Source organism: Gryllotalpicola daejeonensis, assembly GCF_039538145.1.
GTDB classification, from domain to species: Bacteria; Actinomycetota; Actinomycetes; order Actinomycetales; family Microbacteriaceae; genus Gryllotalpicola; species Gryllotalpicola daejeonensis.
In genome coordinates this window covers 1,469,522-1,490,108 of the sequence record NZ_BAABBV010000001.1, presented here as the reverse complement: position 1 = coordinate 1,490,108, position 20,587 = coordinate 1,469,522, and the positions used below count along the sequence as shown (strand labels likewise).

Here is a 20,587-nt window from a genome sequence, read left to right as displayed (position 1 = left end):
GGTGAACGGATGCCTCAGCGGCGCAACCGCGCGAGGAAGCGCTGCGTGCGCTCGTGCTGCGGGTGGTCGAAGAACGCCTCTGGGGCGGCCGCCTCGATGATCTCGCCCGCGTCGAGGAACACCACGCGGTCGGCGATCTCGCGCGCGAACGCCATCTCGTGGGTCGCCATCAGGATCGTGGTTCCCTGCGCTCGCAGTGACCCGACCAGGTCGAGCACCTCGCCCACGAGCTCGGGGTCCAGAGCGCTGGTGATCTCGTCGAGCAGCAGCAGCGCCGGGTCGGTGACGAGCGAGCGCACGATCGCGACGCGCTGCTGCTGGCCGCCGGAGAGCCGGTCGGGGTACTCGTGCGCCTTCCGCCCCAGTCCGATGCGCTCGAGCAGCTCGAGCCCCTTCGCGGTGGCATCCGCTTTCGAGAATCCATGCACGTACCGCGCGGCCAGCGTGACGTTGTCGATCACCCGCAGGTGCGGGAAGAGGTTGTACTGCTGGAAGACGACGCCGATGCGCGCCCGCACGCGGTCGGCGTCGACGCGCGGGTCGCTGATGTCTTCGCCGTCGAGCACGATGCGCCCGTCGTCGATGCGCTCGAGCAGGTTGATGCAGCGCAGCAGCGTCGACTTGCCCGAGCCGCTGGCGCCGACGAGCGCCACGACTTCGTGCGCAGACACGTCGAGGTCGATGCCGGCGAGCACCTCGTGGTCGCCGAATGACTTGCGGATGCCGGTGAGCTGCAGCAGCGCGCTCATACGACACTGCCGATCTGCTCGCGGCGGGCGAGGCGCGCCGAGTACCAGTCCGTGAGGCGGATCATCGGCACGGCCAGCACGACGAAGCACAGGCCGGACACCAGATACGGCGTGAAGTTGTAAGCGAGCGATACCTGGATCTGCGCTGCCCGCACGGCGTCGACCGCGCCGAGCACGGAGATCAGCCCGACATCCTTCTGCAGTGAGACGAAGTCGTTCATGAGCGCAGGCGTGACCTTCCGCAGGGCCTGCGGCAGCACGACCAGCCGCAGGCTCTGCCAGTAGCCGAGGCCGAGGGCGCGTGCCGCGAGGCGCTGTGACGGATGGACGGCGTCGATGCCCGCGCGGAAGACCTCGCTCACATACGCCGTGTAGGTGATGACGAGCGCCGCCGTGCCCCAGAATCCTGCGGGCATGCGCGGGAAGAATCCGAGCGCAGGGATGCCGAAGCCGACGAGGTACAGCACGATGAGCAGCGGCAGCCCGCGGAACAGGTCCGTGTAGAGCGCCACCGCCGCCCGCAGCGGGAAGAACACGGCGCCGCGCAGCGAGCGCAGCGCGGCGAGCAGCACGCTGAGCACGAGCACGCAGACTGCGCTCGCGAACAGCACGCGGATGTTCAGCCAGAGGCCGGCGAGGATGCTGGGCAGCGACTGCCACGCCTGCCCGGGGTCGAAGAACGACTGCTGCACGGCGTGCCAGCCGGGGGCACTGACGACGCCGACCCAGACGAGGGCCGCGAAGACCAGGGTCGACGCGATGCTGATCCAGATCGACCGTCGAGAGCGCCTGGCGCGGAACGCGCGGCGCTCGAGCTCGAGGGCAGAGGGGGCGCTCACTTGAGCAGCGGCGCGTTGCCCTGGCTGTTCAACCACTCCTGCTGGAGCTTGTCGAGCGTGCCGTCTTTGCGCAGGGCGTCGACGGCGGCGCTGACCTTCTTCGTCAGCGAGCTGCCCTTGGGCAGCACGATGCCGAACTGGTCGCCGGTCGCGCCCTTCACGGCCGGAAGTTGACCGATGATCTTGCCGTCGTCGAGCTCGGCGCTCGTCACGTAGAAGCCGGTCGGCAGGTCGACCACGATGGCGTCGACCTGACCTGCCTTGAGTGCGGCGACGGCGTCGTCGTTGCTGTTGAACGCCTGCACCTGCTGCGTCGGCTTGATGTCGGCCACGGCCTCCGTGTAGCTCGTCGTGCCGGTCATGGCGCCGATGAGATCTCCCTTGAGGTCGGCGAGGCTCGCGGCATCCGCGGCCTTGCTCGAGCCCGACGTGATCACGACCTGGCTCGTCGTGTAGTACGGGCTCGAGAAGTCCACCGCCTTCTTGCGCGCCGCGGTGATCGAGAACTGCTGCAGGTTGAGATCGAAGTCCTTCGGCCCGGGCGCGATCGACTTGTCGAAGTCGTCGCGCACCCACACGACGTCGGACTTCGAGAAGCCGAGCTTGTCGGCGACGGCGTACGCGACGGCCGCCTCGAACCCCTTGCCTGACTGCGGCTTGTTGTCGTCGACCCACGGGGCGTACGCCGGCTGCGAGGTCGCAATGGTCAGCTTGCCCTTGGTGACGTAGCCCGCCGAGTCGGCGGATGACGAGCTGTTCGAGCCGCCTGCCGAACAGGCGGTGAGAGCGAGGGCTGCTGCGGCGGCGAGGGCGACGGCGGCGATTCGGGTGCGTGCGGGCATGGAGTCAAGGATGCCGCGCCGCGGCTTCCGCGCCGAATCCGTCGGTCATCCCGTTACGGCTCGCCGCGCATACTGCACGTGCACCTGCGCGTCGCTGAAGCCGAGCCCGCGATAGAGGCGGACGGCCGCCGTGTTGTCCGACTCGACGTAAAGCTCGGCCGCGGTGCAGCCGCGCTGGCTGAGACGGGTGAGCGCCGCGCTCATGAGCGCGCGGCCGAGGCCCTGGCCGGATGCCTCGGGCGCCACCCCGATGACGTAGATCTCGCCCGTGCTCTGCCCCTGCTCGATCTTGAGCCAGCAGTAGCCGGTCATCGCGCCTTCCTCGTCGCGCGCGACCAGGAAGTCGTCCGCGTCGAACCAGGGCTCGGCCATGCGCTGGGCAAGGTCGTCCGCGCTCACCGCACCCTGCTCGGGGTGCCAGGCGAAGACGCGGGCGTTGAGGGCGAGCCACTCGGCCTCGTCTGCGCCGGGGCGGAAGGTGCCGAACCGGTCCCCGCCGGGCTGTTCGGGAAGCGGTGACAGCCGAAGCAGCAGCAGCGTGCGGACCCGTTCGAAGCCGAAGCGCGCCGCGAGGGCCCGCGCGGCGGGGTGGTCTTCGTGCGACCAGGCGGTCAGCGGGCCGTCGCCCGCGCGCTCGAGCAGCTGCGCGGCGGCGGCGCCGCCTGACCCCTGCGCGCGAAACTCAGGCGCGATGTGCAGATCGAGGGCGTCGTCGCCCAGTACTGCGCTGCCGACGACGGCGCGCCCCTGAGTTCTGCGCACCGCGAAGAGAGTGCGTCGCCCCGACCCGACGTCGAACGAGGTCTGCTCGTCGAACGGTGCGAGCAGGGCGGGTGCGGCAGAGGCATCCGTCTCGATCAGCTCGACCGAGCTCGCGGTCACTGCCCGTCTTCGAAGACGTTGAAGCGGTAGCCCACGTTGCGCACGGTGCCGATCAGCGACTCGCTGTCGCCGAGCTTCGCGCGCAGGCGCCGCACGTGCACGTCGACCGTGCGGGTGCCGCCGAAGTAGTCGTAGCCCCACACCTCAGAGAGCAGCTGCTCGCGGGTGAAGACGCGGCTCGGGTGCGTGGCGAGGAAGCGCAGCAGCTCGAACTCTTTGAAGGTGAGGTCGAGCGGGCGGCCGTGGACCTTCGCGGAATACGATGCCTCGTCGATCGTGACGCCCGAGGTCTGGATCTTGCTCGACGCGGAGTCTGCCGAGCGACGGTCGAGCGCGAGGCGGATGCGGGCGTCGACCTCGGCCGGGCCGGCCTCGGCGAGCACGACGTCGGCGACGCCCCAGTCGGCGTTCACCGCGGGCAGGCCACCCTCGGTGAGCACGAGCAGCACGGGCGACGGCGAGCCGGTCGTCGAGAGGATCTTGCACAGGGCCTTCGCGCCGACCAGATCGCGCCGTGCGTCGATGAAGATCGCGTCGCAGCTCGGTGCGTTGACCAGAGAGGCCGCCTCGGCGGGCAGCACGCGCGCGCGATGGTTCAGCAGGCCCAAGGCCGGCAGCACGTCCTGATCCTGGGCGGATGTCAGGATCAGCAGCTGCGCCATACGACCTCCATGACCGTTCCGTTGATTCGGCATCCTATCCGACGCACGGCCGCCGGATTTCCCACCGCCTGTGCACCGGCGGGCACAATGGAGCCATGACGACGGATCCCCTGCCCAGGGGCGCGGCGAAGGGCACGGTGTCGGCGGTCTGGGCGTTCGCGCTGGTCGCGGCGGTGCTGATCGCCATCTTCTCGCACGCCGACCGCGACGGCGCGTGGCTGAGCCTGTCGCTTGCGGCATCCGTCGTGATCGCGCTCTGCATCCAGCTCGCGACGCGCGAGAAGCGCGGATTCGTCACGAGGCTCGCCTCGTCGGTGAGCGGGGCCCTCGTGATCCTGGCTGTCGCAACGGGCATCATCTACCTCCTGCATTAGGCTCAAGAACATGCTTGTCACGCTGGAACTCGTGTTCATCGCTCTGCTTGGCCTCGCCGGGCTGGCGATCGCGGGCACCGCGGTGCTCGTGGTCTACAACCTCTTCCGCGGCCAGCACTAGCCGCCCGGCACGACTGCGTCTGCTCTCATGATCGAGCTGCCCGTCGACCTTCCCGCCGAGCTCGTCCCGCTGTCGTGGCTGATCGGCGTGTGGGAGGGCACCGGTGTGCTCGATTACAAGATCGATGAAGACGGCTCAGATGACCGGCACGTGCAGCGCGAGTTCGGCCAGCGCATCAGCTTCAGCCATGACGGCCTGCCGTACCTGAACTACAACTCCTATACCTGGGTGCTCGACGAAGAGCGCACCCCGCTGGTCGCCGAGACCGGGTACTGGCGGCTGTCTCGGCCGCTCACAGAGGGCGATCCCGGCCCGGGAATGCTGCCGGGCGTCGGCGGCCGGCCGTACACGAGCACCGAGTCGGTCGAGACGCTGCGCAACGCCGCAGGCGGCTTCGACATCGAGGTCGCGCTGGTTCACCCCGGCGGCGTGTCCGAGGTGTACCTCGGCGAGGTCAAGGGACCGCGCATCGACCTGGCCACCGACGCCGTCATGCGTACCGCCGGCGCCAAGGAGTACGCCGCCGCCACCCGCCTCTACGGCCTCGTCGAGGGCCACCTGCTGTGGGCGTGGGACATCGCCGCGCTCGGCCAGCAGTTGCGCACGCACGCGTCCGCGCGTCTTGCGAAGGTGGACTGACGGATGCCTGCGCAGTTCGCCTCCCTGCCCGGCGCGGTCGTCGTGCCCGACGGCCCCGACGCCGGCGCGGTCTGGCACTACGGCAACCCGGTGGGCGAGCAGCGCGCCCTCGACGAGGGCCGAGCCGTGGTCGAGCTGGCGCAGCGCGCCGTCCTGACCATCACGGGCCCCGATCGGCTCAGCTGGCTCAACTCGATCTCGAGCCAGAACCTGCTCGGCCTCGTGGAAGGCGACTCGAGCGAGACGCTCGTGCTCGACCCCTCCGGCCGCATCGAGTACGCGGCGCGCATCGTTGAGGACGGCGAGCGGCTCTGGCTCATCGTCGACCGCGCAGAGGCCGCCGCGCTGCTCGACTTCCTGCAGAAGATGCGGTTCATGTTGCGCGTCGAGCTCGACGACGTGACGGATGCCACGGCCGTGCTCGGCTCGACGGTGCCGCTGTTCGCCATTCGCGCCTCGCGCGAGTCGGCGGGCGACGACGGCGCCTCTGACCGGCGAGTTCCGCCGGTCGACTCGGCGCAGCCGAGCGCAGCCGACTTCCGCACCATCGTCTGGCACGACCCCTGGTCGAAGGTCGCCATCGGCGGCCACCAGTACGCGGCCGACGACCACGACTACTCCGGCTGGAGCTGGTACGAGACGATCGTGACGCGCGACTTCGCCGCGGGGCTCGCTGAGCGCGCAGCATCCGGACTCGTCGCGGTTGCCGGCGTCGCCGCGAGCGAGGCGCTGCGCATCGCCGCGCGCCGCCCCCGCTTCGCCACCGAGGTCGACGAGCGCTCGATCCCGCACGAGCTCGACTGGCTGCGCTCCGCAGTGCACCTCAACAAGGGCTGCTACCGAGGGCAAGAGACGATCGCCAAGGTGCACAACCTCGGCCACCCGCCCCGGCGGCTCGTGCTGCTGCACCTCGACGGCTCTGATGCGGTGCTGCCGGGCGGCGGTGCAGAGGTCATGCAGGGCGAGACCGTCGTCGGGCACGTCACCTCGAGCGCGCTGCACCACGAGCTGGGCCCGATCGCGCTCGCCGTGGTCAAGCGCGGCGTCGACCCGGCCGCCGAGCTCGTCGTGCGCGCCGACGGCGCAGACGTCGCCGCCGCGCAAGAGGTCATCGTGCCGCCGTCAGCGGGTGCGGCGGCAGACGTTCCGCGCCTGCCGCGGCTCGGCGCCGTCACGCGCCAGCGGCGCGACGGCTAGGCCGGCGCGACCGCAGACCACGGCACGGTGACCTCGCCGAGGCGCCAGCGCGTGCTGCCGCCGAGCACCGGCCAGCCCGCGTCGCGCGCCGCGCGCACGGTCGCGATCCACCGCTGCCGCTCGCCGTACGGTGCGAGAACGGATGCCTTGCGCCACGCGTCGTCGAGCGCAGAAAGCCACGCGTGCACCCGTTCCCCGGGCACGTTGCGGTGGATCAGCGCCTTGGGCAACCGCTCGGCCACGATCGACGGCGCCTCGAGCCCCGCGAGGCGAAGGGAGACGGTGAAGCGCTCGGGGCCGTTCGGTGACAGGTCGACCCACGAGCACACCCGACCGAGCTCGTCGCAGGTGCCCTCGACGAGCAGGCCTCCCGGCGCGAGGCGGGTGCGCATGCGGGTCCAGGCATCCGTCACCTCGCTCTCGTCGTACTGCCTCAGCACGTTGAACGCGCGGATCACCGTCGCGCGCTCGTCGTCGGGCAGCGGAACCTCGAAGCCGCCGCGCGCGAACACGACGTTCACGGCCGGGGCGAACGAGGTGCGGCCCGCGCGCACCTCGGCGAGCTGCTCGGTGGCGAGAGCCACCCGGCTCTGGTCGATCTCGAGCCCCACCACCCGGGTATCAGGTCTCACCTTCGCGAGCCGCGTCCACAGCTCGAAGCTGGTGACGCCGCTCGCGCCGAAACCGAGATCGACGATGAGCGGATGCTTCGCCTTCGCGAACTCTGGCCGGTGTGCGATCCACCGATCGACGCGGCGCAAGCGATTCGTGTTCGTCGTGCCGCGCGTGACCGAGCCGATCGGCTTGGTGGCGGCAGGACGGGGCATGGGTCAAGTATTCCGGCCCCTGCTGCGCCGATAGGCTTGGAGCCATGAGCGACGCGCCCTACACCCTGATCCTTCTGCGCCACGGCCAGAGCGAATGGAACGCCACCAACCAGTTCACCGGCTGGGTCGACGTGCGCCTGACCGAGCAGGGCGCCGCCGAGGCGAAGCACGCCGGCGAGCTTCTCAAGCAGGCGGGTCTCGCGCCCGACATCCTCTACACCTCTGTGCTGACCCGCGCCATTCAGACCGCGAACCTCGCGCTCGAGGCGGCCGACCTGCTCTGGATCCCCGTGAAGCGCAGCTGGCGGCTCAACGAGCGCCACTACGGCGCGCTGCAGGGCAAGGACAAGGCGCAGACGCTCGAGGCCTTCGGCGAAGAGCAGTTCATGACCTGGCGCCGCAGCTTCGACGTGCCGCCGCCCCCGCTGGCCGACGACGACCAGTACTCGCAGGTCGACGACCCGCGCTACGCCCACATCGACGGCGAGGTGCCGCGCACCGAGGCGCTGTCGAACGTCATCGACCGCTTCCTGCCGTACTGGCACAGCGACATCACGGCCTCGCTCGCCGAGGGCAAGACGGTCCTCGTCACCGCGCACGGCAACTCGCTGCGCGCGCTCGTGAAGCACCTCGACGGCATCAGCGACGCCGACATCGCGGCGCTCAACATTCCCACCGGCATCCCGCTCGTCTACAAGCTGGGCGCGGACTTCGCGCCGCTCGGCCCCGGCGAGTACCTCGACCCGGAAGCAGCCGCGGCCGGCGCGGCGGCGGTGGCCGCACAGGGCAAGAAGTAGCTCGGAGTCAAGCAGAAGGGGCCCCTCTCGGGGCCCCTTCTTCGTTTTCGTTCGTGCGCTGCTTACGCCTCTTCCGGCACCCACTCGCCGGTCGCGAGGTACTGGACCTTCTTGGCGATCGAGGCGGCGTGGTCGCCGAAGCGCTCGAGGAAGCGGGAGGCGAGCGTCACATCGACGGTCTGCTCAGCCTCGCCCTTCCACTCCGGGCTCAGCACGGTCGCGAAGACGCCGGCGTGGAGCTTGTCGACGGCGTCGTCGCCCTGGATCAGCTGGTTGGCCAGCTCGACGTCCTGCGTGCGCAGCAGCTGCGCCAGCAGCTCGGCGATGTGGATGTCGTGCGCGGTCATCTGCGTGAAGGTGTCGCGCAGCGAGTCCGGGGCGACGTGCTCGGGGAAGCGGCGACGGGCGAGCTGCGCGATGTGGCGGGCCAGGTCGCCCATGCGCTCGAGCGAGGCGCTCATGCGCAGTGCGCTCACGACGATGCGCAGGTCGCGAGCCACCGGGCTCTGGCGATAGAGGATCTCGATCGCGAGCTCGTCGAGCTCGACGGCGAGCTCGTCGATGTTGGGGTCAGCTGCGATCACCTTGTCGGCGAGGGCGACATCTGCCGCGTTGAACGCCGTAGTGGCGTCGCGGATCGAGTCGAGGACGAGTTCGGCGATCTCTACGAGGCGGTCCTGCACCTCGGCGAGCTCCTGCTGAAAGACTGCGCGCATCGGGTTCCGTGCTTCCTGTGATTGTCGTGGCACACGACGATGGCCGCCGGGGCGGCCGCGACGTGGCCATCCTCACGGTGAGTGGTGAACGGTCGGTTCCTGAATCCTGAACAGTTTCTAAAGTACCCGGCCAGTGCCCCCGGTATGTCGGCATCGGCGCGGCCCGGTCGCTCGCGGCCTATATACGCTTGGCCCATGCACTACTCCAGCTGGTTGGTGCTGGTGGCGCTGTTTTCCGGAATCGTCATCGGCGGCGGGTTCGTCGTCATTCTTTTCTTCTCCGTCAGCCGAAGCCGACAGGCCGTCCAAGTGAGCAGCAATACCGTCCCCGACGGCGTCGACCAGATCCTCGACGCCATGGACTCCGCGGGCATCGTCGTCGACTCCTCACTCAACGTCGTGAAGGCGACCGCGAAGGCCTTCGCGCTCGCGCTCGTGTCGAACGCGCGGCTGACCTACCCCGAGTTGATCGACATCGCCCAGCGCGTGCGTCGCACGGGTGCGCTGGTCGACGAAGAGGTCGAGCTGCAGCGGGGGCGCTTCAAGGACGCCAGCGTGCGCGTGCACGTGCGGGCCTCTCTGCTCGGCAGCCGCTTCGTCGTCCTGCTCGTCGAGGACCGCACAGAGGGCTACCGCCTCGAGGCCGTCCGCCGCGACTTCGTCGCCAACATCAGCCACGAGCTGAAGACGCCGATCGGCGCGATCGGTCTGCTCTCAGAAGCGCTGCACACCGCGGCGGACGACCCGGAGCAGGTAAGGATGTTCGCCGACAGGCTCAATGCGGAGTCGCTGCGCATCGCCCGCCTCACCCAGGACATCATCGAGCTCTCGCGCCTGCAGGCGGTCGACGCGGTCGCGAACGCCGAGCGGCTGGAGATCGATCACATCATCGCGGCGGCGGTCGACCAGAACCGCGTCGGGGCAGACGCGCATGCGATCGAGCTCGTCGTGGGCGCGCCCACCGGCGCGAGCGTCTACGGCGATTCGAAGCTGCTCGTCACCGCGGTCGACAATCTCATCTCCAACGCGATCCGCTACTCGCCTGACGGCTCGCGCGTGGGCGTGGGCGCGCGCGTCGCCGAGGGGGTCGTCGAGATCGCCGTGACCGACCAGGGCGAAGGCATTCCCGAGGCGGATCAGGAGCGCATCTTCGAGCGCTTCTTCCGCGTCGACCAGGCCCGCAGTCGCACCACCGGCGGCACCGGCCTCGGTCTTTCGATCGTGAAGCACGCTGTGCAGAATCACGGGGGAGACGTGCGCGTGTGGTCTCAGCCCGGCATGGGCTCGACCTTCACGATCCGACTCCCCGAGGCCGACGAACCCGCGCCTGCGCTGCACGGGCCGGCCGCGGCAACCCCATCACAAGGAGAACAGAACCAGTGACCCGCCTGCTGCTTGTCGAGGACGAGCCGTCGCTCTCCGCCCCGCTCGCCTTCCTCCTGCGCCGAGAGGGCTACGAGGTCGACATCGCCGAGACCGGGCCCGACGCGCTGAGCGCGTTCGAGCGCGACGGCGCCGACCTCATCCTGCTCGACCTGATGCTGCCCGGCATGCCGGGTACCGAGGTGTGCCGCGAGGTGAGAAGCCGCTCCAACGTCCCGATCATCATGCTGACGGCGAAGGACTCAGAGGTCGACATCGTCGTGGGGCTCGAACTCGGGGCCGACGACTACGTCACCAAGCCGTACTCGAGCCGCGAGCTGCTCGCCCGCATCCGCGCCGTGCTGCGCCGCCGCGTCGAGCCCGAGCTCGTCGACGACGGCGTGCTCGAGGTCGGCGACGTCCGTATGGACGTCGACCGCCACACCGTCGCGGTGAGAGGTACGGACACCCCGATGCCGCTCAAGGAGTTCGAGCTGCTCGAGCTGCTGCTGCGCAACGCCGGCCGCGTGCTCACCCGCGGTCAGCTCATCGACCGGGTCTGGGGCAGCGACTACTTCGGTGACACCAAGACGCTCGACGTGCACATCAAGCGCATCCGCAGCCGCATCGAGCCGAACCCGTCAGAGCCCCGGATGCTCGTCACGGTGCGCGGGCTGGGCTACCGCTTCGAGAGCGAGTAGCGAGGCGCAGACAGACAAGAAGGGCGGATGCGTGATGCATCCGCCCTTCTTCGGTAAAGCGTTAGGCCGTGACTCAGGGAGTCGGGGTGGGAGTCGGCGTCGCGGTGTCCGTCGCGCCCGGCGTCGCGGTGTCGGTGGCAGACGGCGTCGCCGTCTCGGTGGGCACCGGGGTCGGAGTCAGCGTGGAGTTGACCTTGAAGTCACCCGTCAGCACCGGCAGGTTGAGCGTGACCCCGGTCTTGTCGCCGTAGGTGAAGAAGACGGGAACGAGCGAGCCCTTGGCGACCTTCAGGTCGTCCCACTGCAGGGTCTGCTGCGGGCCGATGATCGTGGGGCCCTCGTCGACGTCGCCGACGCGCAGGCTCTTGGTGTCGTCTGCGGAGGCTTTCGGCTGGATGCTGACCGTCTGGCCGGACTCGCCCTTGTTGACGAAGGTGGCGACCAGGGCGACCTGCTGGCCCTGGGCGACGAGGTACGCGTTGCGGATGTGCACGTCGCCGACCGTGCCCTCGACGCCGAATGAGGTGCTCTGAGTGATGCGGGCAGTGCCCTGCGGGGTGATGAACCCGCAGCCGGCCGTTCCGATGACGACGCCAGCGGCGAGGACGACGGATGCTGCGAAACGCACCTTCACCAAGTACCTCCGTGAGTGGGCGCATCGGGCGGGCCGATTTGCGGCCTGGTGCGCCCTCGGATGCTGTTCGAGTTTAGCGCATGCCCGAAGGGGGATCCGGGCGCAGGTGCAGCCCAACCAGCCAGTATCCGAGCGGCTCCGAGGGCCGCCGCGTCCAGCTTCGGCGTGTCGCGCTGTGATAATCTGGAAGGCGCTGAAGGGACTACTATCTATGCTTTTCGAGGTTGGCGAGACCGTCGTTTACCCCCACCACGGTGCAGCAACGATCACCGAGGTCAAGAAACGGATCATCAAAGGCGAAGAGAAGATCTACCTCAAGCTGAACGTCACCCAGGGCGACCTGACCATCGAGGTTCCTGCTGAGAACGTCGACCTCGTCGGCGTCCGTGATGTCATCGGCAAAGAGGGCCTCGACAAGGTGTTCGAGGTTCTGCGCGCGCCCTTCACCGAAGAGCCCACCAACTGGAGCCGCCGCTACAAGGCGAACCTCGAGAAGCTGGCCTCAGGCGACGTGATCAAGGTCTCGGAGGTCGTGCGCGACCTGTGGCGCCGCGACCAGGACCGCGGGCTGTCGGCCGGTGAGAAGCGCATGCTCGCGAAGGCACGTCAGATCCTGATCTCCGAGCTCGCGCTCGCCGAGAAGACCAACGAGGAGCAGGCGTCGACCGTTCTCGATGAGGTTCTGGCTTCCTGAGCCGATCTTCGAAAGCGCCCCGTGTCCATCCGGACCGGGGCGCTTCGCTTTGCCCAGGCGGCCGAGCGGGCAGACTAAGGCTGTGAAGGAACCAGCGGCCGCGCCCCGCGTCGCGTGCATCGTCGTCGCCGCGGGCAGCGGCACCCGCCTCGGAGCCGGAGCGCCGAAGGCGTTCGTGGCGCTCGCAGGGCGCACGATCCTCGAGCACGCGTTGCATTCCGTGGCAGGCATGTCAGCCGAGCCGCACGTCGTGGTCGTCGTACCTGCCGACCGCGTCGACGAGGCGCGCACCGTGCTCGATCGCGTGCTCAGCGGCGGCGACATCGCCGTCGGGGGAGCCACGCGGCAGGCATCCGTCGCCGCAGGCCTGGCTCTCATCGGCGACGCCGACATCGTGCTCGTCCACGACGCGGCGCGCGCGCTCACCCCGTCTGCGCTGTTCGATCGCGTGGTCGACGCCGTCGCGGCGACCGGCACCGGCGCGATACCCGGGCTCCCGGTGAGCGACACCATCAAGCGCACGGCGGCGGGCGGGGCGATCATCGACACGGTCGATCGCTCGCAGCTCGCGGCGGTGCAGACCCCCCAGGGCTTCCCGGCCGCCGAGCTGGTCGCCGCCTATGGGAGCGCCGCACGCGACGTGACCGATGACGCGCAGCTGATGGCGGATGCCGGGCACCCGGTCGCCGTCGTGGAAGGTGACCCGCTGGCCTTCAAGGTGACGACCGCGTGGGACCTGCGGCGGGCGGAGGAGCTGCTGCGGCCGGCATCCGCCACCCGGATCGGCGTCGGCACGGACACCCACGCCTTCGCCGACACCGACGTTCCGCTCTGGGTCGCGTGCCTCGAGTGGCCGGGGGAGCGCGGTCTGGCGGGGCATAGCGACGGCGACCCGGTGGCGCACGCGATCGTCGACGCGCTGCTCTCTGCCGCCGGCCTCGGCGACATCGGCACGGTGTTCGGCACGAGCGACCCGCGCTTCGCAGGTGCGCACGGCGAGGTGTTCCTCGCAGAGACGCGCCGACTGGTCGAGCACGCGGGCTGGCGGGTGGAGAACGTCTCGGTGCAGCTCATCGGAAACCGGCCGCGCTTCTCGCCGCGGAAGGCCGAGGCAGAGGGGCTCGTGTCCGAGCTGCTCGGCGCGCCCGTCGCGATCACGGCGACGACGACCGACGGTCTCGGCTTCACCGGCCGCGGCGAGGGCATCGCCGCGATCGCCACCGCGCTGCTTGCGCGGTAACGTGCAGGTCGCCTTCCGTAAGCTTTGAGGGTGACCATTCGCCTCTACGACACGCAGGCCCAGGCCCTGCGCGATTTCGTCCCCGTTGAAGAGGGAAAGGTCGGTCTCTACGTCTGCGGTCCCACGGTGCAGTCGTCGCCGCACATCGGGCACGTGCGCAGCGCTCTCGTCTACGACATCCTGCGCCGCTGGCTCACCTACCGCGGGTTCGACGTGACGCTCGTGCGCAACGTCACCGACATCGATGACAAGGTGCTCGCCAATGCATCGGAGTCCGAGCAGTGGTGGGCGCTCGCCTATCGCGTGGAGCTCGAGTTCACCGCCGCGTATCGGGCGATCGGCGTGCTCGCGCCCACCTATGAGCCACGCGCGACGGCGAACGTGCCGCAGATGCACGAGCTGATCCAGCGGCTGATCGACCGCGGGCATGCGTATGCCGCCGCCGACGGCTCGGGGGATGTCTACTTCGACGTGCGTAGCTGGGGCGCATATGGCGCGCTGAGCCACCAGTCGGTCGACGACATGCAGGATGCCGCTGATGCGGATCCGCGCGGCAAGCGCGACCCCCGCGACTTCGCCCTCTGGAAGGGCCGCAAGGCGGACGAGCCCGAGTCTGCGGCCTGGAACAGCCCATGGGGCCCGGGCCGGCCGGGCTGGCACATCGAATGCTCGGCGATGTCGTCGCGCTACCTCGGCCCCGAGTTCGACATCCACGGCGGCGGCCTCGACCTGCGCTTCCCGCACCACGAGAACGAGCTGGCTCAGTCCACCGCGGCCGGCGACGGCTTCGCGCGGTACTGGGTGCACAACGGCCTCGTGCACGTCAACGGGCAGAAGATGTCGAAGTCTCTCGGCAACTCGGTGTATGCGGCCGAGCTGCTCAGCGCAGCGTCGCCGCTCGTCGTGCGCTACGCGCTGGGGCAGGCGCACTACCGCTCGACGATCGACTACACGGACCGCTCGCTGGCAGAGGCTGCCGCGGCTGTCGAGAGGATCGAGGGATTCCTGACCCGTAGCGCCCGTCGCCTCGAGGGCACCCGCTTCACCGCTGACGAGGTGCCGGTGATCCCTGACGAGTTCGCGGCGGCGATGGACGACGACCTGTCGGTTCCGCAGGCTCTCGCCGTGCTGCACGACACGGTGCGCGAGGGGAACACTGCGCTCGACTCCGAGGATCTGCAGACCGCGGCATCCGCTCGAGGAAAAGTGGTGGCCATGACGCGCGTGCTGGGTATCGACCCGCTGGCGCCCGAATGGAACACGAAACGCGACACGGCCGGGCGGGCGGCGCTTGACGCGCTCGTCACCCGGTTGCTCGACGACCGCCAGGCGGCGCGAGCGGCAAAGGACTTCACGGTCGCCGACCGGATCCGCGACGAACTCGTCGCGGCCGGCATCACGATCGAAGACACGCAGACCGGTGCACACTGGTCGATTGAGGGAGATTGATGACCCATGGCTAGAGCACCGCGCGCGGGATCGGTCCGCAAGGCGAACTGGAGTAATGGTGGCTGCTAAGCCGCGCGGCGGAGCCGTGCGAAAGATAAAAAAGGGGTCCACCGGCAAGGGCTCGGGCGGCCAGGGGCGCCAGGCGCTCGAAGGCCGCGGCCCGACGCCGAAAGCCGAGGACCGCGAGTACCACCCCGCCTACCGCAAGAAGATGCTCGCCGAGCGCGCCGCGCAGAAGCGCCAGGGCGCGCAGGGCACCAGGTCGAACACCGGCGGTGGCGCTGCGGCGCGCCGCGCGAAGAGCGATGACACCGAGCTGGTGACGGGGCGCAACTCCGTCGTCGAGGCGCTGCGGGCAGGCATCCCGGCCACCACGCTCTACATCGCGGCCCGCGCCGAGATGGACGACCGCGTCAAAGAGGCGCTCGCGACCGCGACGCACCGGGGCATTCCCGTGCTCGAGGTCATGCGCCCCGAGCTCGACCGCATGGCCGGTCGCGACGTCGTGCACCAGGGACTCGCGCTGAAGGTGCCGCCCTATGAGTACGCGCACCCGGCGGAGCTGCTCGACCTGACGATCCGCAAGGGCAAGAAGCCCCTGTTCGTCGCTCTCGACGGCGTCACCGACGCGCGCAACCTCGGCGCGATCATCCGCTCGACGGCGGCCTTCGGCGGCCACGGCGTGATCGTGCCGCAGCGCCGCTCTGCCGGCGTCAACTCGGCTGCGTGGAAGACGTCGGCGGGTGCGCTCGCGCGCACCCCTGTCGCGATGGCACCGAACCTCACCAGCACGCTCAAGGAGTTCAAGAAGGCGGGCGTGTTCGTCATCGGCCTCGCCGCAGGTGGCGACACCGAGCTCTACGACCTCGACCTCGCCGACCAGCCGGTCGTCGTCGTCGCTGGTTCGGAGGGCAAGGGCCTGTCGCGCATCGTCACCGAGACATGCGACGCGATCGTCTCGATCCCGATCTCGGGAATCGAGTCGCTCAACGCGTCCGTTGCGGCGTCCGTCGCGCTCTATGAGATCTCGAAGGTGCGCACGCAGAAGAAGGCGTGACCGCCGCGCCGGCGTCGCCTATTCGTCGAACGAGATGACGCCGGTCGGCAGGCCGAGCGTCAGCGCCTCGGTCGTCGGGGCGAGCACGGTGGCCTCGTCGCGGCGATGCCGCAGCACGTTGTCGATGTAGCTCGAGAGCGCCTCGGCGAGCGGGATGTCCCGCCCCTGCTCCTGCGACAAGAACCAGCGGTGGTCGAGCAGCTGGTGGAACACCTCGGCCGGCTCGAGCTTGCCGCGCAGCTCCGCGGGGATGGCGGCGACCACGGGCTCGAACACCCGCGTCAGCCACTCGTGAGCCATGGCCTCTTCGTCGGCGCCCGGGCGACCGTAGCTCGCGGCGTAGGCGTCGAGGTCGTTGAGCAGGCGGCGCGCCTGATTCTCTCCGGTGTCGAGCCCCGTGAGGCGCAGCAGTCGGCGCTGGTGGTGGCCGGCATCGACGACCTTGGGCTGGATCAGCACCTTCGTTCCGGCCGCCTCCGTCTTGATCGTCAGCTCGCCGATGTCGAACCCGAGGTCGTTGAGGCGCTCGACGCGCTGGTTGATGCGCCAGCGCTCTGACACGTCGAAGGTCTCGGCACCGGTCAGCTCGTTCCACAGCTCGCGATACGTCGAGATGATGCCGTTCGCGATGTCGACCGGGTCGAGGGCTTCGTCGGCGCGGCCGCCGGCCTCGATGTCCATGAGTTCGCCGGCGATGTTGACCCGCGCGATCTCGAGGTCGTTCTCGCGCTGCCCGTTCGAGAGTCCCTGCTCCTGCAGCTGGCCGGTCTCGGCATCCACCAGGTACGCGGCGAACGCGCCTGCGTCGCGGCGGAACAGCGTGTTCGACAGCGAGACGTCGCCCCAGTAGAAACCCGTGATGTGGAGGCGCACGAGCAGAACGGCGAGCGCGTCGACCAGGCGCTTGGCGGTGTCGGGCCTCAGCGTCTGCGAGAACAGGGCGCGGTACGGCAGCGAGAACTTGAGGTGTCGGGTCACGAGCACCGGGGGCAGCTCCTGCCCGTGTTCGTCGACTCGGCCCGTGATCGTCGCGACGGGCTCGACGCAGGGGATGTCGAGGCGCTGCAGCAGCCGCAGCAGGTCGTACTCGCGGCGCGCCATCTCGCCCGTGGTCTCTTTCACTGCGACGACGTAGCCCCCGAGGTTCGCGAAGCGCACGAGGTGTCGGCTGATGCCCTTCGGCAGCTGGGCGATGTACTCAGACGGCCACTCGTCGAGCGGCGTGTTCCACGGCAGGTCGAGCAGTGCCGGCTCGGCCGTCGCGGCCGTGATGTCGATGGATGAGGCCACAGGATTCCTTGCTGGGTGAGAGTGACGAGGGATGCCGAAGGCCGCGGCCCCTGGAGAGGGAACCGCGGCCTTCGTGGAATCCGATCGTCCTTAGTCGGTGACGGCGCCGCCGAGACGCTCGCCCGACTCGATGTCGAAGATGTGCACGTGGCCGGTCTTCGGGGTGATGTAGACCACGTCGCCCGCGTTCGGGTGAACGCGGCCGTCGACGCGGCTGACGATGTCGACGCGCTTGCCGGAGACCTCGGTGTGGCCGTACAGGTAGCCGTCGGCGCCGAGCTCCTCGACGAGGTCGACCTCGACGCGGAGGCCGCTGGACTCGCCCAGGTTCACGACGACGTCCTCGGGGCGGACACCGATGGTGACCTGCGTGGCCGTGCCGAGGGTGGCGCGGTCGACCGGGACGACGGCCGAGCCGAACTTGACGCCGCCTTCGGTGACGTCGGTGGCGAACAGGTTCATCGCGGGGCTGCCGATGAAGCCGGCGACGAAGACGTTCTTCGGGTCTGCGTACAGCTCACGCGGGGTGCCGACCTGCTGCAGCACGCCGTCCTTCAGGACCGCGATGCGGTCGCCCATGGTGAGCGCCTCGGTCTGGTCGTGCGTGACGTAGACCGTGGTGACGCCGAGGCGGCGGGTCAGCGACGCGATCTGGGTGCGCGTCTGGACGCGGAGCTTCGCGTCGAGGTTCGAGAGCGGCTCGTCCATGAGGAAGACCTGCGGGCTGCGGACGATGGCGCGGCCCATGGCGACGCGCTGACGCTGACCACCCGAGAGGGCCTTCGGCTTGCGGTCGAGGTAGGGCTCGAGGTCCAGCATCTTCGCTGCCTCGCGGACGCGCTGGTTGCGCTCCTCCTTCGGGACGCCGGCGATGCGCAGCGCGAAGCCCATGTTCTCGGCGACGGTCATGTGCGGGTAGAGCGCGTAGTTCTGGAACACCATGGCGATGTCACGGTCCTTCGGCGGAACGTCGGTGACGTTGCGCTCGCCGATGAAGATGTTGCCGCTGTTGACCTCTTCGAGGCCGGCCAGCATGCGGAGAGCGGTGGACTTACCGGAGCCCGAGGGGCCGACGAGGACGAGGAACTCGCCGTCAGCGACATCGATGCTCAGCGAGTCGACAGCCGCGATGTTGGACCCGGGGTAGATGCGGGACGCGTTGTCGAACGTGACAGTTGACATGACGTTATGTCTCCTTCACCGGCAGGTACGTGCCGGACGATCCGTAGTGAATGGATGTTGTAAAAGCCGTCAGTCGCCTGGCGACGCTGACAGCGCTCTCATGCTACGCCATGGATCGCTCGGTTAGCATCGACCAGTCATCGTGCGAGCACCCGGCTCGCGATCGACGCGGAATCCACCGCCCGCGGCACAGGAAGAAGGCATATGACGGACGGCTCGCCGAGCGCAGACGGCCCCACGGCTGACGCCCGCGCAATCGCGCGTCAGAAGGCGCGGGAGCTGCGCGGAAAGCAGCGCAGAAGGGACCGGCGCAACCGGGTCCTGCTGCGCACCGGCATCGTCGTCGCCCTGGTCGCCGTCGTCGCGATCGTGACCGTCGTTCTGGTGACCTCGATCCGCCCGCCGCACCGCGGCCCCGCGAACATGGCCAGCGACGGCGTGATGATCGGCGCCGGTCTCAAGGCCGAACGCTCGCCGGCCCGAGCCGCCGACGCGAAGCCCACGCCGCACGCGCTCGACACCACGGGCCAGGTCGTCAACATCACGACCTACGTCGACTACCTGTGCCAGTACTGCGGGCAGTTCGAGCGGACCAACAACGAGCAGATCCGCAAGCTCGTCGACTCCGGCGCCGCGACGCTCGAGATCCACCCGCTGCCGTTCTACGCGAACCGGTCTGCGCAGGGAACGCAGTACTCGCTCAGAGCCTCCAACGCGGCGGCGTGCGTCGCGAACTACTCGCCCGACAGCTTCTTCGACTTCAACCGGCTGATGTTCGAGCATGAGCCGGGGCAGACGACCGCCGGACTCACCGATGCGCGCATCACGGCCTATGCGAAGCAGGCAGGCGCACAGCCGATGTCCTCGATCAAGTCGTGCATCACGAATCGCACCTATGAGAACTGGGCGCAGGCCGCGCTCGACCGGGCGTCCACAGGGCCGCTGCCGAACTCCGAGGTGAAGAAGGTCACGGCCGACTCGCTTCCCCTCGTGCTCGTCGACGGGCAGCGCTACACGGGATCCGTGACCGAGGCCTCCGACTTCCGCGCCTTCATCCAGCAGGCGCAGGGCGAGCGCTACGCGACGCCGCAGCCGACGGACTCGCCCGAGGGCACGTCGTCGCCGTCGCCGACGCCCACTCCGACGACGATCGTCGTCGGCTGATCCCGGCCACGCGCGGGGAACATTCCCGCCGTGGCATCCGTCTATTGAGAAAATGGCAGACATGCTGAAGGCTCAGCGCGCCGTCGCAGGCTCGCGCATCGTCGGACTCGGTCACTACCAGCCAGAGCGCGTGCTCACCAACGCAGAGCTCGCGAACATGGTCGAGACGAGCGACGAATGGATCCGCACTCGCACCGGAATCATCGAGCGGCACATCGCGCGCGACGACGAGACCGTCGCCGACATGGCGGCAGCGGCCGCCCGTGCGGCGATCGCCGACGCCGGTCTCGAGCCTGACGAGGTCGGCCTGATCGTGGTCGCCTCGACCTCCGTGATGGACCACAGCCCGAACGTCGCAGGGCGCGTCGCCGCCGAGCTCGAGATGACGTCGCCCGTCATCATCGACATCAACACGGCGTGCTCGGGCTTCGAGCACGGGATTGCGATGGCGGATGCCGCGATCCGCGCCGGCCAGGTGAAGAGGGCTGTCGTCATCGGGTCCGAGAAGCTGTCCGCGATCACCGACTGGACCGATCGCACCACCTGCGTGCTCACGGCCGACGGCGCTGGCGCCTTCGTGCTCGAGGGCGTCGACGACGAGGCCGAGGTCGGGGTCGGGCCGACGGTCTGGGGCTCCGAGCCGACGATGTCTCGCGCGGTCATCGTCGAGGACGAGACCGGAAACAAGTTCTCGCAGGACGGCCGCATGATCCTTCGCTGGGCGATGTCGAAGGCTTCCGGAATCACGCGCTCTGCGGTTGAAGAGGCGGGCCTGACGATGGACGACATCCAGGTATTCGTGCCGCACCAGGCGAACCTGCGCATCATCGAGCCGCTGGCCGAGCAGCTCGGGCTCACCGATCGCACCGTCGTGACCGACGTGCAGGTCTCCGGCAACACCTCCGCGGCCTCGATTCCTCTCGGGCTGTCGAAGTGGTGGCATGAGGGGCGCATCCCCGCGAACGCGCCGACGCTGCTGTTCGGCTTCGGCGGCGGCTTCGCCTACGCGAGCCAGGTCGTGCTGACCCCGAATCGAAAGGCGTAAGGCGCCTGCCCTAGGATGTGAGAGCGCCCGTTCAGGGCGATGCCGCCTTGGCGCAATGGTAACGCAGCTCCCTTGTAATGAGAAGATACGGGTTCGATTCCCGTAGGCGGCTCCAATGTCTGTG

At 69.2% G+C, this 20,587-nt stretch carries 22 protein-coding genes and 1 tRNA gene; 13 read left to right on the top strand and 10 right to left on the bottom strand.

Annotated features, from left to right (window positions below; all coding sequences use genetic code 11):
• Positions 1-14: 14 nt before the first annotated feature.
• Genes ABD736_RS07435 through ABD736_RS07415 form a run of 5 tightly spaced genes read right to left on the bottom strand, consistent with a single transcriptional unit; the run spans position 15 to position 3,974 of the window.
• Positions 15-749: an amino acid ABC transporter ATP-binding protein gene (locus tag ABD736_RS07435; protein WP_344791109.1), complete on the bottom strand. Its 735-nt coding sequence runs from the start codon at positions 747-749 to the stop codon at positions 15-17.
• Positions 746-1,588 (bottom strand): amino acid ABC transporter permease, encoded by an 843-nt coding sequence (locus ABD736_RS07430; RefSeq protein ID WP_344791108.1) that lies wholly within the window; start codon positions 1,586-1,588, stop codon positions 746-748. Before ABD736_RS07430 ends, ABD736_RS07435 begins: the two co-directional genes overlap by 4 nt.
• On the bottom strand, positions 1,585-2,430 hold the full coding sequence (locus ABD736_RS07425; protein ID WP_344791106.1) for an ABC transporter substrate-binding protein: 846 nt from the start codon (positions 2,428-2,430) through the stop codon (positions 1,585-1,587). The genes ABD736_RS07430 and ABD736_RS07425 overlap by 4 nt, the downstream gene beginning before the upstream one ends.
• A 45-nt stretch (positions 2,431-2,475) precedes the next feature.
• Positions 2,476-3,312 carry a mycothiol synthase gene (mshD, locus tag ABD736_RS07420; protein WP_344791105.1) on the bottom strand — a complete coding sequence of 279 codons (837 nt, stop codon included), beginning with the start codon at positions 3,310-3,312 and terminating at the stop codon, positions 2,476-2,478.
• Complete coding sequence (locus ABD736_RS07415; RefSeq protein WP_344791104.1) at positions 3,309-3,974, bottom strand: winged helix-turn-helix transcriptional regulator; 666 nt, start codon at positions 3,972-3,974, stop codon at positions 3,309-3,311. Before ABD736_RS07415 ends, mshD begins: the two co-directional genes overlap by 4 nt.
• A gap of 95 nt (positions 3,975-4,069) precedes the next feature.
• Here ABD736_RS07415 and ABD736_RS07410 point away from each other — a divergent pair, with 95 nt between their 5' ends.
• From ABD736_RS07410 to ygfZ, 3 genes are all read left to right on the top strand, one after another.
• A complete protein-coding gene (locus ABD736_RS07410; RefSeq protein ID WP_344791103.1) occupies positions 4,070-4,348 on the top strand; it encodes a hypothetical protein in 279 nt (92 codons plus the stop codon).
• Positions 4,349-4,496: 148 nt separating this feature from the next.
• The gene (locus ABD736_RS07405; protein ID WP_344791102.1) at positions 4,497-5,108 is read left to right on the top strand and encodes a nitrobindin family protein; all 612 of its coding nucleotides are present in this window, start codon (positions 4,497-4,499) and stop codon (positions 5,106-5,108) included.
• A gap of 3 nt (positions 5,109-5,111) precedes the next feature.
• Entirely contained in the window at positions 5,112-6,305 is a 1,194-nt protein-coding gene (ygfZ, locus tag ABD736_RS07400) for a CAF17-like 4Fe-4S cluster assembly/insertion protein YgfZ (RefSeq protein WP_344791101.1), read from the top strand.
• Here ygfZ and ABD736_RS07395 read toward each other — a convergent pair.
• Complete coding sequence (locus tag ABD736_RS07395; protein WP_344791100.1) at positions 6,302-7,132, bottom strand: class I SAM-dependent methyltransferase; 831 nt, start codon at positions 7,130-7,132, stop codon at positions 6,302-6,304. The two genes, ygfZ and ABD736_RS07395, sit on opposite strands and share 4 nt — an antisense overlap.
• Positions 7,133-7,176: 44 nt before the next feature.
• Between ABD736_RS07395 and ABD736_RS07390 the strand changes: the two genes are divergently transcribed.
• Positions 7,177-7,929: a phosphoglyceromutase gene (locus ABD736_RS07390; protein WP_344791099.1), complete on the top strand. Its 753-nt coding sequence runs from the start codon at positions 7,177-7,179 to the stop codon at positions 7,927-7,929.
• 62 nt (positions 7,930-7,991) lie between these two features.
• Here the strand turns inward: ABD736_RS07390 and phoU are convergent, their stop codons facing one another.
• Positions 7,992-8,645, bottom strand: coding sequence for a phosphate signaling complex protein PhoU (gene phoU / locus ABD736_RS07385; protein ID WP_344791098.1), 654 nt, complete (start codon positions 8,643-8,645; stop codon positions 7,992-7,994).
• A gap of 195 nt (positions 8,646-8,840) precedes the next feature.
• On the opposite strand from phoU, the gene ABD736_RS07380 reads away from it, so the two are divergent.
• Together ABD736_RS07380 and ABD736_RS07375 are read left to right on the top strand one after the other, a co-directional pair.
• On the top strand, positions 8,841-10,028 hold the full coding sequence (locus ABD736_RS07380) for a sensor histidine kinase (protein WP_344791097.1): 1,188 nt from the start codon (positions 8,841-8,843) through the stop codon (positions 10,026-10,028).
• On the top strand, positions 10,025-10,708 hold the full coding sequence (locus ABD736_RS07375) for a response regulator (RefSeq protein ID WP_344791096.1): 684 nt from the start codon (positions 10,025-10,027) through the stop codon (positions 10,706-10,708). The genes ABD736_RS07380 and ABD736_RS07375 overlap by 4 nt, the downstream gene beginning before the upstream one ends.
• A gap of 73 nt (positions 10,709-10,781) precedes the next feature.
• On the opposite strand, the gene ABD736_RS07370 is transcribed toward ABD736_RS07375, so the two are convergent.
• Entirely contained in the window at positions 10,782-11,342 is a 561-nt protein-coding gene (locus ABD736_RS07370; RefSeq protein WP_344791095.1) for a hypothetical protein, read from the bottom strand.
• 211 nt (positions 11,343-11,553) lie between these two features.
• On the opposite strand from ABD736_RS07370, the gene ABD736_RS07365 reads away from it, so the two are divergent.
• The 4 genes from ABD736_RS07365 to rlmB all read left to right on the top strand — a co-directional run bounded on the left by ABD736_RS07365 (position 11,554) and on the right by rlmB (position 15,782).
• Positions 11,554-12,036, top strand: coding sequence for a CarD family transcriptional regulator (locus ABD736_RS07365; protein ID WP_344791094.1), 483 nt, complete (start codon positions 11,554-11,556; stop codon positions 12,034-12,036).
• Between the two features lie 82 nt (positions 12,037-12,118).
• Positions 12,119-13,276: a 2-C-methyl-D-erythritol 4-phosphate cytidylyltransferase gene (ispD, locus tag ABD736_RS07360; protein ID WP_344791093.1), complete on the top strand. Its 1,158-nt coding sequence runs from the start codon at positions 12,119-12,121 to the stop codon at positions 13,274-13,276.
• Positions 13,277-13,306: 30 nt separating this feature from the next.
• Positions 13,307-14,725 (top strand): cysteine--tRNA ligase, encoded by a 1,419-nt coding sequence (gene cysS / locus ABD736_RS07355; RefSeq protein WP_344791092.1) that lies wholly within the window; start codon positions 13,307-13,309, stop codon positions 14,723-14,725.
• A 55-nt stretch (positions 14,726-14,780) separates the two neighbouring features.
• Complete coding sequence (gene rlmB, locus ABD736_RS07350; RefSeq protein ID WP_344791091.1) at positions 14,781-15,782, top strand: 23S rRNA (guanosine(2251)-2'-O)-methyltransferase RlmB; 1,002 nt, start codon at positions 14,781-14,783, stop codon at positions 15,780-15,782.
• A gap of 18 nt (positions 15,783-15,800) precedes the next feature.
• On the opposite strand, the gene ABD736_RS07345 is transcribed toward rlmB, so the two are convergent.
• Both ABD736_RS07345 and ABD736_RS07340 read right to left on the bottom strand, forming a co-directional pair.
• The gene (locus tag ABD736_RS07345; protein ID WP_344791090.1) at positions 15,801-17,072 is read right to left on the bottom strand and encodes a DUF4032 domain-containing protein; all 1,272 of its coding nucleotides are present in this window, start codon (positions 17,070-17,072) and stop codon (positions 15,801-15,803) included.
• A 90-nt stretch (positions 17,073-17,162) separates the two neighbouring features.
• Positions 17,163-18,254 (bottom strand): ABC transporter ATP-binding protein, encoded by a 1,092-nt coding sequence (locus ABD736_RS07340; RefSeq protein WP_344791089.1) that lies wholly within the window; start codon positions 18,252-18,254, stop codon positions 17,163-17,165.
• A 204-nt stretch (positions 18,255-18,458) separates the two neighbouring features.
• Between ABD736_RS07340 and ABD736_RS07335 the strand changes: the two genes are divergently transcribed.
• From ABD736_RS07335 to ABD736_RS07325, 3 genes are all read left to right on the top strand, one after another.
• Positions 18,459-19,418 (top strand): DsbA family protein, encoded by a 960-nt coding sequence (locus ABD736_RS07335; RefSeq protein ID WP_344791088.1) that lies wholly within the window; start codon positions 18,459-18,461, stop codon positions 19,416-19,418.
• A gap of 52 nt (positions 19,419-19,470) precedes the next feature.
• Positions 19,471-20,463: a beta-ketoacyl-ACP synthase 3 gene (locus tag ABD736_RS07330; protein ID WP_344791087.1), complete on the top strand. Its 993-nt coding sequence runs from the start codon at positions 19,471-19,473 to the stop codon at positions 20,461-20,463.
• Positions 20,464-20,504: 41 nt separating this feature from the next.
• A tRNA-Thr gene (locus tag ABD736_RS07325) sits at positions 20,505-20,578 on the top strand.
• Positions 20,579-20,587 lie beyond the last annotated feature (9 nt).